At 75.2% G+C, this 11,656-nt stretch carries 13 protein-coding genes; 7 read left to right on the top strand and 6 right to left on the bottom strand.

Features of this window, described 5'->3' with window-relative positions; translation table 11 throughout:
- Positions 1-117: 117 nt before the first annotated feature.
- Positions 118-1,362, bottom strand: a complete 1,245-nt coding sequence (locus ACQUFX_RS09775) for a PucR family transcriptional regulator (protein WP_428965677.1) — start codon at positions 1,360-1,362, stop codon at positions 118-120.
- A gap of 100 nt (positions 1,363-1,462) precedes the next feature.
- Here ACQUFX_RS09775 and ACQUFX_RS09770 point away from each other — a divergent pair, with 100 nt between their 5' ends.
- Together ACQUFX_RS09770 and ACQUFX_RS09765 are read left to right on the top strand one after the other, a co-directional pair.
- Positions 1,463-2,551: a ferredoxin reductase gene (locus ACQUFX_RS09770; RefSeq protein WP_428965676.1), complete on the top strand. Its 1,089-nt coding sequence runs from the start codon at positions 1,463-1,465 to the stop codon at positions 2,549-2,551.
- A 25-nt stretch (positions 2,552-2,576) separates the two neighbouring features.
- Positions 2,577-3,704 (top strand): fatty acid desaturase family protein, encoded by a 1,128-nt coding sequence (locus ACQUFX_RS09765; RefSeq protein ID WP_428966921.1) that lies wholly within the window; start codon positions 2,577-2,579, stop codon positions 3,702-3,704.
- Positions 3,705-3,752: 48 nt separating this feature from the next.
- On the opposite strand, the gene ACQUFX_RS09760 is transcribed toward ACQUFX_RS09765, so the two are convergent.
- Positions 3,753-3,914: a hypothetical protein gene (locus tag ACQUFX_RS09760; protein WP_428965675.1), complete on the bottom strand. Its 162-nt coding sequence runs from the start codon at positions 3,912-3,914 to the stop codon at positions 3,753-3,755.
- A gap of 84 nt (positions 3,915-3,998) precedes the next feature.
- Entirely contained in the window at positions 3,999-4,712 is a 714-nt protein-coding gene (locus ACQUFX_RS09755) for a polyamine aminopropyltransferase (RefSeq protein WP_428965674.1), read from the bottom strand.
- 199 nt (positions 4,713-4,911) lie between these two features.
- On the opposite strand from ACQUFX_RS09755, the gene eccB reads away from it, so the two are divergent.
- Entirely contained in the window at positions 4,912-6,303 is a 1,392-nt protein-coding gene (gene eccB, locus ACQUFX_RS09750; protein ID WP_428965673.1) for a type VII secretion protein EccB, read from the top strand.
- A gap of 12 nt (positions 6,304-6,315) precedes the next feature.
- On the opposite strand, the gene ACQUFX_RS09745 is transcribed toward eccB, so the two are convergent.
- Entirely contained in the window at positions 6,316-6,939 is a 624-nt protein-coding gene (locus ACQUFX_RS09745) for a class I SAM-dependent methyltransferase (RefSeq protein ID WP_428965672.1), read from the bottom strand.
- A gap of 112 nt (positions 6,940-7,051) precedes the next feature.
- Complete coding sequence (locus ACQUFX_RS09740; RefSeq protein ID WP_428965671.1) at positions 7,052-7,630, bottom strand: dTDP-4-dehydrorhamnose 3,5-epimerase family protein; 579 nt, start codon at positions 7,628-7,630, stop codon at positions 7,052-7,054.
- 237 nt (positions 7,631-7,867) lie between these two features.
- Between ACQUFX_RS09740 and ACQUFX_RS09735 the strand changes: the two genes are divergently transcribed.
- From ACQUFX_RS09735 to ACQUFX_RS09725, 3 genes are all read left to right on the top strand, one after another.
- Complete coding sequence (locus tag ACQUFX_RS09735) at positions 7,868-9,205, top strand: MGH1-like glycoside hydrolase domain-containing protein (RefSeq protein ID WP_428965670.1); 1,338 nt, start codon at positions 7,868-7,870, stop codon at positions 9,203-9,205.
- A 90-nt stretch (positions 9,206-9,295) separates the two neighbouring features.
- Positions 9,296-9,790, top strand: coding sequence for a GNAT family N-acetyltransferase (locus tag ACQUFX_RS09730; protein ID WP_428965669.1), 495 nt, complete (start codon positions 9,296-9,298; stop codon positions 9,788-9,790).
- Positions 9,791-9,847: 57 nt separating this feature from the next.
- Positions 9,848-10,342 carry a type II toxin-antitoxin system PemK/MazF family toxin gene (locus tag ACQUFX_RS09725; RefSeq protein WP_067371462.1) on the top strand — a complete coding sequence of 165 codons (495 nt, stop codon included), beginning with the start codon at positions 9,848-9,850 and terminating at the stop codon, positions 10,340-10,342.
- 120 nt (positions 10,343-10,462) lie between these two features.
- Here the strand turns inward: ACQUFX_RS09725 and ACQUFX_RS09720 are convergent, their stop codons facing one another.
- On the bottom strand, positions 10,463-11,098 hold the full coding sequence (locus ACQUFX_RS09720; protein ID WP_428965668.1) for a GGDEF domain-containing protein: 636 nt from the start codon (positions 11,096-11,098) through the stop codon (positions 10,463-10,465).
- A 268-nt stretch (positions 11,099-11,366) separates the two neighbouring features.
- Between ACQUFX_RS09720 and ACQUFX_RS09715 the strand changes: the two genes are divergently transcribed.
- The gene (locus tag ACQUFX_RS09715) at positions 11,367-11,606 is read left to right on the top strand and encodes a DUF397 domain-containing protein (protein ID WP_067371457.1); all 240 of its coding nucleotides are present in this window, start codon (positions 11,367-11,369) and stop codon (positions 11,604-11,606) included.
- Positions 11,607-11,656 lie beyond the last annotated feature (50 nt).

Raw genomic sequence — 11,656 nt, 5'->3', positions numbered from 1 at the left:
CCCGGCCCCCGCCATGCCTCTCGGCCCGCCGGCCCGCCTGCTGTCGCCCACGGCCTGTCGGCCCGTCTGCGCTCGCCGGTGGCCTGCCCGGTCACCGCCGGCCGGGTGGGCCGTCGCTCAGGCTCCGCCGCCGGCCGTCGGCTCCCCGGGCGGCGGGAGGAAGGCCAGCGCCACGGTCAGGTCGAGGATGGTCCCCGGGTCGTCCAGCCGGTCGCCGTACAGCTCGCGGAGCTGCCCCATCCGGTACCGGACGGTCTGCGGGTGGACGAACAGGGCCGCCGCCACGTGCTCCCGGCGGCCCTGGTGCAGCACCCAGCAGCGCAGCGTCTCGGCGAGCCGGTGCGCGGTGGCCGGCGGCAGCGCCGCCAGCGGCGCGAGCACCTGGGCCCGCAGGTCGGCCAGCCCCTCGGGGTCGGTGCCGAGCAGCAGCCCGGTGAGGTGCCGTTCGGTGTCGACGGGCTCCTCGTCGCCGGGCCGGCCGAGGCCGAGCCGGTGGGCCCGGACCGCCCGCTGGTAGGAGGAGGCGGCCCGGTGCCAGGGGCGGGCCGGCCCGACCACGGCCCGCAGCCCGCGCAGCATCCGCAGCAGGTGCGCCCGGCGGGCGGCGTGCATGTCCGGGACGAGCAGCACGGCCAGTTCCTCGGCCGCCGCCACGCCCGGCAGGTCCTCGGCGCTGTCCAGGGCGTGCGGCTCCAGACGGGCCAGCGCCGGCCGTACGCCGCTGCGTGGCAGCACCACGACGGTCAGGGTCTGCGGCAGCGGCCAGTCGGCCCGCTCGGCCCGTCCGCGCAGCTCCTCCTCGGCCTCGCCGGCCAGCAGGAGCTGGGTGAGGCGTTCCAGGTTGCGCCGCCGGGCCCGGCCCTCGCTGGCCAACTCGTCGGCGTGCCCGGCCACGCTGGCGGCGGAGAGCTCGTCGATGTAGGCGAACAGCAGCTCGGCGAACTCGGCGACGGTGGCCGCCGGCAGCCCGCCCCGGACGGTGGTGGTGGACATCTCCCGCCACGCCACCCGCGCGCCGACCCGGTACGCGGCCAGCAGTGCGTCCATGCTCCGCCCCGCGCGCGCCTCCCCGCTGCCCAGCGCGTACGCCGCCTCCAGGGCCGGGGTGAGAGGGGTGCTGGGATCGCCGTCCTGGGACCGCCCCATCAGGTTGAGGAACGTCCCGAGGGCGATCTGCACCGCGTTCTCGATCTTCTCCCGCATCTGGCCGGTCAGGGTGCCGGAGTAACTCGGCACCTCGGCGGTGATCGCGGTGACCGTGCGTTCGGCGAGCAGGGGCAGCCGGTCCCGCAGCATCCGCGCCGCCTGCTCGTCGAGACCGAGCCGGGCGGGCGGATCCGGCTCCGGAAATCGAACCGACACCGGTTTCACCCCCGATGATTGTGCCTGGCGAACAAGATTGACCGAGGTGTTCACACCTCCCGGTCAAGATTTTATCCGCCAGCGCGGTCACTCTGGTCACATGACCTCGACGGTGACCCGCCCGTCCCGCACGGCCGCGCTGCGGGACCGGCTGCTCCGGCTCGCCGGGGCGGTGACCACGCCCCTGCTGCCGGAGGACTACCTCGACCTGATCGACCCGCTGCGCTCGGGCGCGGCGCTGCGCGGCCGGATCCTCGCCGTGACCCCGCAGACCCGCGACGCGGCCACCCTGACCATCCGTCCCGGGCGCGGCTGGCGGGGTCACACCCCGGGGCAGTACGTCCGGCTCGGTGTCGACGTCGACGGCGTCCGCCAGTGGCGGGCGTACTCGGTGACCTCGGTGCCGGGCCGCGACCAGCCGATCACGGTCACCGTGAAGGCCATCCCGGACGGGGTGGTCAGCACCCACCTGGTCCGCCGGATCCGCCCCGGCACCGTCGTCCAGCTCGACCAGGCCCAGGGCGACTTCGTCCTGCCCCGGCCCGTCCCGCGCCGGATCCTCTTCGTCACCGCCGGCAGCGGCATCACGCCGGTGATGGCGATGCTGCGCGCCGGGGCGCACCGCGACGCCGACGTGGTGCTGGTCCACTCGGCCCCCACCGCCGCCGATGTGATCTTCGGTGCCGAGCTGCGCGACCTCGCCGCCCAGGGGGCGTTCCGGCTGGTCGAACGGCACACCGACGCCGCCGGCCCGCTCACCGCCGACCAGCTCGCCGCCCTGGTCCCCGACCACCTCGACCGGCGGACCTGGGCCTGCGGCCCGCTCGGTCTGCTGGACGCCGTCGAGGCGCACTGGGCGGCCCACGACCGCGCCGACCTGCTGCACACCGAGCGGTTCCGCCCGACGGTCGTCGCCCCCGGCGAGGGCGGCGAGGTCACCCTCACCCGGACGGCGGTGACGGTGCCGGCCGACGGGGCGACCCCGATCCTCGACGCCGCCGAGGCGGCCGGCGTGCTGATGCCCTCGGGCTGCCGGATGGGCATCTGCTACGGCTGCGTCCTGCCGCTGCGCCAGGGCGCGGTCCGCGACCTGCGCACCGGGGCGGTCACCACGGCGGCCCCCGGCGACGGCGTCCTCATCCAGACCTGCGTGTCGGCCGCGGCCGGCGCCTGCGACATCGAGCACTGACAGGGAGTTGGCGGACGTGACCGCGATGCAGAACAAGTCCCACAACCCGACCGCCCACCTCACCCCGGCCGACATCGAGCAACTGGGCAAGGAGCTCGACGCGATCCGGGACCGGGTCGTCGCCAGCCGGGGCGAGCGCGACGCCGCGTACATCCGCCGGGTCATCGCCACCCAGCGCAAACTGGAGCTGGGCAGCCGGGCGGTGCTGCTCTTCTCGCTCTTCCCGCCGGCCTGGGTGGTCGGCACCGCCGGCCTGGCGGTGGCCAAGATCCTGGAGAACATGGAGATCGGACACAACGTCCTGCACGGCCAGTGGGACTGGATGCGTGACCCGAAGATCCACTCCACCACCTGGGAGTGGGACAGCGTCTCCCCGGCCGACCAGTGGAAGCACTCGCACAACGAGCTGCACCACACGTACACCAACGTGATCGGCAAGGACAACGACCTCGGGTACGGCATCATGCGGGTCGACGAGGACCAGCGGTGGCACCCGATGCACCTCGGGCAGCCGCTGTGGAACTTCGTCAACGCCTGCTTCTTCGAGTACGGCATCGCCGCGTACGACCTCGAACTGGGCCGCAACCTGAAGAAGGGCCGGCACCGCAACCCGGAGTTCCGGGCCCGGGCCCGCGCCGTGGGCCGCAAGATCCGCCGGCAGGTGCTCAAGGACTACGTGCTGCACCCGCTGCTCTCCGGGCCCTCCTTCCTGTCCACCCTGGCCGCCACCTTCACCGCGAACCTGGTCCGCAACCTGTGGACCCACTCGGTGATCATGTGCGGGCACTTCCCGTCCGGCGTGGAGACCTTCGCCAGGAACTCCATCGAGGGCGAGACCCGGGGCGAGTGGTACCTGCGGCAGATGCTCGGCTCGGCCAACATCAGCGGCAGCCGGCTGATGCACGTCATGACCGGGAACCTGTCCTTCCAGATCGAGCACCACCTCTTCCCCGACCTGCCCAGCAACCGGTACCAGGAGATCGCCCCGGAGGTCCGGGCGCTGTTCGCCAGGTACGGCCTGACGTACACCACGGGGAGCCTGCCGAAGCAGGTCGCCTCCGCCTGGTGGAAGGTCATCCGGCTCTCGCTGCCCAACCGGCGGGCCACCCCGGCCGTGGAGCAGAGCCCGGCCCCGGCGCTGACCGCCGGCTGAGCCGCCGGTGACGGAGGGCGCGGCGGCGGGCCGTCAACGGCTGGGCCGTCAGCGGCGGACCGTCCGGCGGCCCCTGACGAAGGCCAGCACGACCAGCACCAGGAAGGCGACCGCCCCGATCAGGATCAGCCAGCGGGCCGCCTCCAGCAGCAGCCCGAGCAGGACGAGCGCCACCGCGACGACACCGATGACCAGCAGCATGGCCCGCATGTTCCCTCCCGGGATCGCCGGTCCCGCCGCGTCCACCACGGGCGGGGCCGGTCGCGTTCCCGCTGCGGGCGGCACCATGCCTGCTCAGCGGCGGGCGACGTAGACGGTGTTGGCCGACTCCCCACCGGTGAGCGGATTGGGGAACCGGACGACCCGTGCCTGCCAGGTCGCGAACACCTCGGCCAGGGCGTCGCCGAACTCCTCGTCCGGCGGGTCGTCCGACCAGAGGGCGAAGACCCCGTCCGGGTGCAGGTGCGCGGCGAGCCGCCGCAGCCCGGCCGGGGTGTAGCAGCGGGCGTGGTCGGGGTGCAGCACGTGCCGGGGCGAGTGGTCCACGTCCAGCAGCACCGCGTGGAAGCGCCGACCCGGCGCGTCCGGGTCGAAACCGGCGTCGGACTCGGCGGCGGCGAAGAAGTCCGCCCGCACGAACCGGGTCCGCGGGTCGGTGGCCAGCCCGGCGGCGAACGGGAGCAGCCCCCGCCGGTGCCACTCGATCACGTCCTCGATCGCCTCCACCACCACCATCGACCCGACCCGTGGCTCGGCCAGCACGGTGCGGGCGGTGAAGCCGAGGCCGAGGCCACCGACCACGACGTCGAGACCGGCGCCGGTCAGCTCCGCCAGGCCCAGCCGGGCCAGCTCGATCTCGGCGACCGGGAAGAGACTCGACATCAGGAACGCGTCGTCGAGCTTGACCTCGTACACGTCCGTGTCCAGCGAGGGGTCCCGGCGTCGGCGCAGACTGATCTCGCCGATCGGGGTCTGACGCCAGGCCAGCTCCTGAAACCGTGCGCCCACTGGTCCTCATTCCGTCGTGGCGGCCCGTGCCGGGGCACGTTACCGGCCCGCCGACCGGGCTGTGCGACCCGACGCGCCGGCCGGCGGCGACCGCCCGGGTACGGCCGTCCGGGGCACCCGACGTGACGACGGAGGGTCAACGGGGTGTCGACGCGCCGTCTATCCTGTGCGCCGACCGACTCCGGCGGAAAGGGCTCCGATGCCGTCGCGGCAGGACCAGCTCCACTCGTACCAGTTCACCGTCCAGCGGGCGGTCGCCGCCCTGGTCATGCGGGACACCGACCCGGCGCAGTCGCCGTTTCGGCGGCTGGCCGGCGCGGCGCTGGCCAGCGTCCTGGTCGCGGTGATCGGGCTGGGCGGCTTCGCGCTCTACGGGTTGTTCGCCGGTGGCGGCAGCACCTGGCGCGACGCCGGGGCGGTGATCGTGGAGCGGGAGTCGGGCGCCCGGTTCGTCTACCGCGAGCAGAAGCTGCACCCGGTGCTGAACTACGCCTCCGCGCTGCTGATCATCGGCGCGGAGCGGCCCAAGACGGTGCTGGTCTCCCGACGGTCGATCGAGGGGGTGCCGCGCGGCCTGCCGCTCGGCATCGCCGACGCCCCCGACTCGCTGCCCGCCCCCGGCCGGCTCTCCACCGCTGCCTGGACGGTCTGCTCGGTCGCCCCGCCGGCCGGCGAGCGGGCCACCCCCCGCTCCGCGCTGCTGATCGGGGCGGACCCGGCCGGCGGTCGGGCGCTCGGCGAGGCCGGGCTGCTGCTGCGGCACCCCGACGGGGGCCTGCACCTGCTCTGGCAGAACCGCCGCCACCTGCTGCGCGACACCGACCAGGTGCTGGCCGCGCTGGCCGCCACCCGGGCCCGCGCGGTCCCGGTCGCCCCGGCGCTGCTGAACACCATCCCGGCCGGGGCCGACCTGGCCCCCCTGTCGTTGCCCGGTCACGGCGAGCCGTCCGAGCGGGTGGCCGGGGCCACCGTGGGCGACGTGTTCCTGGTCCGCAACTCCGGCGGCGGCGCGCAGTACGCGGTGGTCGGCCGGACGGGCCTGGCCGGGATCACCGAGTTGCAGGCCAGCCTGCTGCTCGCCCGGACCGGGCAGGGCGAGCCGGAGCAGGTCAGCCTCGGCCGGTTCGCCGCCCTGCCGAAGCTGCCCGACCTGACCCCGACCGGGCCGGCGGCGCCGCCCACCGTCCCGCCCCGCCTGGCCACCGTCGAGGACGGCGGACTCTGCGCCCGGGTGGGCGACGACAGCGGCGTGCGCGACGTCCGCACCGGCGTCCCGCTGCCCGATCTCGGTGCCGCCCCGCGGACCGGCGCGGGCCGGGGCGTGCTGGCCGACCACGTCCTGGTCGAGCCCGGCCGGGGCGCGGTCGTGGAGTCCGTGGCCGTCGCCGGCGCCACCGGCGGAACCGTCTCCGTGGTGACCGACCTGGGTCGCCGGTACGCGCTGGGCGGCGCCGAGGTGCTCGGCACGCTCGGCTACCGCGACGTGCGGCCGGTGCGGCTGCCCGCCGGCCTGGTCAGTCTGGTGCCCGCCGGCAGCGCTCTCGATCCGGCCGCCGCCCGCGCCGTCGCCGCCCCCTCCGGGGACCGGTAGGCCGGCGGCGGCTCAGGAGGTGGGGGAGGGGCCGTCGGCCGGGCGGCGCAGGACGGTCACGGCGAAGTCGGCGTCGTCGCGCCAGGGGCGCAGGTCCCAGGTGGCGAAGCGGTGTTCCCGCCGCAGCCCGGCGGCGACCGCGTCGGCGTCGAAGTCACCGAGCGGGTACCCCCGGCCGGTGCCGAACCCGACCACCATGACGCCGTCGGGGCGCAGGTGGGCGGCGACCCGGGCCAGGACGGCGCGTTCGGTGCCCGGGGCGACGAAGGCCATCACGTTGCCGGCCAGCACGGCGGCGTCGAACGGCTCCGCCTCGCCGGCCTCCGCCAGCGCCAACCCGGCCAGGTCGGCGACCAGCCAGCGGGGCCCCGAATGGTCGGTGCGGGCGGCGTCGACCAGCAGCGGGTCGGCGTCCACCCCGACCACGGTGTGTCCCCGGGCGGCCAGGGCGGCACCCACCCGACCGGTACCGCAGCCGGCGTCGAGGATCCGCGACCCCGGCGCCACCAGGGCGTCCAGCAGCCGTGCCTCCCCGGCCAGGTCCGCGCCCTCCGCCGCCAGCCGCCGGAACCGGTCGACGTACCAGCGGGAGTGGCCTTCGGCGGTCTCGGTCACCCAGCGGGTCGGCTTGCTCATCCCGCCACGGTAGCCGGCTCCGCCGGATGTGCTGTCGCCCCTGCCCAGACGTGCCGCCGCCCCCGGCCCGAGGCTCAGCCGGCGGCTCGGGGCCCCGTCCCCGGCGCGCGGCTCAGTCTGCGCCCGTCCAGCGCAGGCCCGGCAGGAGGCGACGGGCGCGCAGCTCGGCCAGGCCCGGCGCGGTGGCGTCCCGGTCCGACAGCCGGGGGTCGGTGGTCGGCCAGCGGATGCCGAGCAGCGGGTCGAAGGGGTGCACCGCCCGCTCCCGCTCCGGGTCGTACGTGCTCGAACAGAGGTACACCACGGTCGCCTCCGGGCTCAGTGTGCAGAACCCGTGCCCGAGCCCCTCGGCCAGGTACAGCGCGGCCCGCTCGACGTCGTCCAGCGGTACCGCCTCCCAGCGACCGAACGTGGGCGAGCCGACCCGCAGGTCGACGACCACGTCGACGACCTCCCCGCTGACGCAGGTGATGTACTTCGCCTGCCCCGGCGGGACGTCGGAGAAGTGGATGCCCCGGACGACACCCCGCCGGGACACCGACACGTTCGCCTGGGCCAGATCCAGCGGGTGACCGACCACCTCGGCGAACCGGTCGTGGCGGTACCACTCGGCGAACACGCCCCGCCCGTCGGCGTGCTGGCGCGGCACCACCTTCCAGGCACCCTCGATGCCCAGCGGCTCCAGCCTCACCGGCGCGTACCGGTCGGCCGGCGGTCCCCGTCGCCTCGCACGGGCCCGATGCTAGGGGCCCCGCCGGGGTCGGGCAACCGTGGTCCTGTCCGGGTCGGGCCACCGTGACGGCACGCGGGCGGGCGACCCGTGCCCGGGGCGGCACCAACCGTGGCACCGGGCGGGATGGCCCTTCCCGGGACGGAGATCCGGCTATCGTGGCCTGGACGGGCCTCTGGTGCTTGCGGGATGTGACTCATGGTCGACGTGGTTGTCACCCGGCTGCGGGCCCTGGCGGCCGACACCCTCGACGGCAACTGGGAAGACGACCACACCGTGCCGTCGCGCACCCTCTACCCGCACCAGTGGAGCTGGGACTCGGCCTTCGTCGCGGTCGGCTGGGCGCACCTGCGGCCCGACCGGGCCTGGCGGGAGTTGCGGACACTGTTCGCCGCCCAGTGGGCCGACGGGCGGGTGCCGCACATCGTGTTCAACCCCGCGCGGCGCGGCGGCGCGTACTTCCCGGGGCCGGACTTCTGGGACTCGGCGCGGGCCGACGGTGCGCCGGCCGTGGCCACCTCCGGCCTGCTCCAGCCGCCGGTGCACGCCCTGGCCGCCTGGCTGGCCCACCGGCGGGCCCCGACCGCGCAGGCCCGGTCCGCGCTGCGCTGGCTCTACCCCCGCCTGGTGGCCCAGCAGCGGTACCTGGCCGGTCGGCGCGACGTCGGCGGCGCGGGGCTGGCCTGCATCGTGCACCCCTGGGAGTCCGGGTTGGACAACAGCCCGGCGTGGGACCCGCCGTTGGCGGCGGTGCCCGCCGACACCGCCGTGCTGCGGGCGTACCGCCGGCGCGACACCGACCACGCCGACGTCACGCACCGCCCGACGGACCTCGACTACGCCCGGTACGTCGCGCTCGCCGAGTCGTACCGGGCCCACGGGTACCGGGACGACGGGCTGTCGCAGCGGCATCCGTTCCTGGTGGAGTGCCCGCTGGTCAACGCGGCGGCGGGCGCGGCCGAACACGCGCTGGCCGGGATCGCCGCCGTGGTCGGGGCCGACCCCGCGCCGCACCGCGACCGGGCCGCCCGGATCACCGCCGCCGTCGTCGACCGGCTGTACGACCCGACCAGCGGCACCTTCCACCCGCGCGACGTGCGCACCGGCGCGCTGCTCCCGGCGCGGACCGTGCTCGGCCTGCTCCCGCTCATCCTGCCCGACCTGCCGCGCCGGCAGGTCGACGCGATCGTCGCCGAGGCCCGGTCCGCCCGGTTCGGCCTGGCCGCCCGGATGGAGCGCCCGTTGCCCAGCCACGACCGCACCGCCCCGGACTTCGAGCCGGTGCGCTACTGGCGTGGCCCGAGCTGGATCAACATCGGCTGGCTGCTCTGGCGGGGGCTGCGCGGGCACGGCCACCCGGAGCTGGCCGCCGGCCTGGCCGCGTCGATGATCCGGCTGGTGGCGAGCGCCGGCGCGCACGAGTACTTCCATCCGGACACCGGCGCCGGGCTCGGCTCACCCCGCTTCGCCTGGACCGCCGCGCTGCTGCTGGACGTGCTCGCCACGACCGACCCCGGCCCCGCCGTCCCGCGGTGACCGGGACGACGGCCGGCCCGTCCCGCGACGGCGGTACGGGGTGACATGCTGAGCCGGACCGGGCCGGTGATGCGGAGCGAGGACGAACAAATGACGGTGACGGTACGCCCGATGCGGGCCCGGGACGCCGAGCGGGTGCTCGCGATCTACCAGCTCGGCCTGGACGGCGGCGACGCCAGCTTCGAGACGTCGGCCCCGAGCTGGGCGGAGTTCGACGCGACGCGGTTGCCGGCGCACCGCTTCGTCGCCGTCGACGACACCGGTACCGTCCTCGGCTGGATCGCGGTGACGCCGACCTCCCGCCGGCCGGTGTACGCCGGGGTGGTCGAGCACTCCGTCTACGTCGACCCCGCCGCGCGGGGCCGGGGCGTGGCCCGTGCCCTGCTCGACGCGCTCATCGCCGACACCGAGGCGGCCGGGATCTGGACCGTGCAGTCCGGGGTCTTCCCGGAGAACACCGCCAGCCTCGGCCTGCACGACCGGCTCGGGTTCCGGGTGGTGGGCGTGCGGGAGCGGGTGGGCCGGCGCGACGGGCGGTGGCGCGACGTGGTGCTGCTGGAGCGGCGCAGCCCCGTCGTCACCTGACCCCGCCGCCGGTTCCCCGCCGGCCCAGACGGGCGGGCAACGGCTAGGCTGCGGGCCGTGGCAGGTCTGTTGAGGAACGTGGCGACGACGATCAGCCGGATGGCCCGGGGCCGGGCCGTGCCGGCGCAGCGCGGCGGGCCGACCCCCGCCCAGGTGGCCCGGCGTCGTCAGGTCGCCGCCCTGCAACGCCGGGAGCTGACATACGCGCCGGAGCTGGACGGGCAGGCGGACCCGGGCGAGGTGGTCTGGACCTGGGTGCCGTACGAGGACGATCCCCGGCAGGGCAAGGACCGTCCGGTGCTGGTGGTCGGGCGGCAGAGCCGGACCCTGTTCGGGCTGATGCTGTCCAGCCAGAGCGACCGGGCCGGCCAGCGGCACTGGCTGGCGCTCGGCCCGGGGGAGTGGGACCGGGACAACCGCCCGAGCTGGGTACGCCTCGACCGGGTGCTCACCATGCGCGAGGACGGCATCCGCCGGGAGGGCGCGGTGCTCGACCGGGCCCGGTTCGACCGGGTGGGCGCGGCCCTGCGCTCCGGGTACGGCTGGCACTGACGACCACCGGCCCCCGGAACCGGCCGCCCCGCTCGCGTCGCCGGCCCGGCGATGCCGGTCGCCCCGGCGGCGCGACCGGCTCCCCGACGACCCCGGGGCCGGGTCCGGCCCGCCCGGCGGTCAGTAGTCGGCGACGAGTTGCCGGGCCGAGCGGGTGCCGCTGAGGCTCTTGGCCCGGTACATCTCCTCGTCGGCGCGGCAGAGCGCGTCGGAGAGCTGCGCCGGGCAGGTCACCGGTGCCAGCCCGACCGACGCGGTGACCTGGAGGGTGAGGGTGCCGAGCTGGATCGGCGCGGCCATCATCTCGCACAGCCGCCGGGTGGCGTGGTCGATCCACCGGCGGTCCATGGTGGGGCTGGCCAGGAGCCCGGCGAACTCGTCGCCGCCGAGTCGGGCGACCAGGTTCTCCCCGGCGAAGGTGGCCAGCCGTTCGGCGACGTTGATCAGCACGTGGTCACCGGCGGCGTGCCCGTACCGGTCGTTGATCTGCTTGAAGTCGTCGAGGTCGAGGACGACGGCGAGCAGGGGCTTGCCGGCGGCGTCGGTGAGCAGGGTGGCGGCCAGCCGGTAGAACGCGCGCCGGTTGGGCAGCCCGGTGAGCGGGTCGTGGCTGGCGGCGTGCCGCTCGGCGGCCAGCTCCGCCTGCAGGTGGGCGATCTCCGCCTCGGCCCGCAGTGCCCGGCGACGCAGCTGCCAGGCCGACACGATGGCGCCGACAGCGGAGATGCCGGACGCGACGGTCAACGGATCCGGCACGAGCCCCTCCCATAACCGCAGCTGCGCTCAGCCTGGCGGGTGGCGCCGACGCACCGAGCCAGGCCCTTGTTTTGCCTGATCAGACCCCATCCGGGGGTAACTCAAAGTGAACGGACGTATACCGGTCTGAGTTGTTATCATGCTCGCTGTCCATTGCAGATGCAATAGCAGATGCACGTGCATTTCAAGTCCAGCCGACACCCGTAACGCTCGCCGACTCCGCTCCTCCCCACGGCAACCGGCAGGCTCCTGGAGAGAAAGACGCCTCATGCAGCAACCACCGAACGGCGTTCCCACCAGTCAGCTTCCACCGCTGAGGTGGCAGAAGAGTCGACGCAGCAACCCCAGCGGCAACTGCGTCGAACTCGCCGAGCTGCCGGGGGGAGCCGGCATCGCTCTGCGCAACTCCCGGCACCCGGAGGGTCCGGCGTTGATCTACACGGTCGACGAGATCACCGCGTTCGTGCTGGGTGCCCGGGACGGGGACTTCGACCACCTCATCGACTGACCGCCGCACCGTGGGCGGTACGTGATCGGACCGGCCGGGGGAGTTCACCT

The sequence above is a fragment of the Micromonospora fluostatini genome (genome assembly GCF_050410825.1).
GTDB lineage: Bacteria > Actinomycetota > Actinomycetes > Mycobacteriales > Micromonosporaceae > Micromonospora > Micromonospora rosaria.
This window is presented reverse-complemented; position numbering and strand designations above follow the sequence as displayed.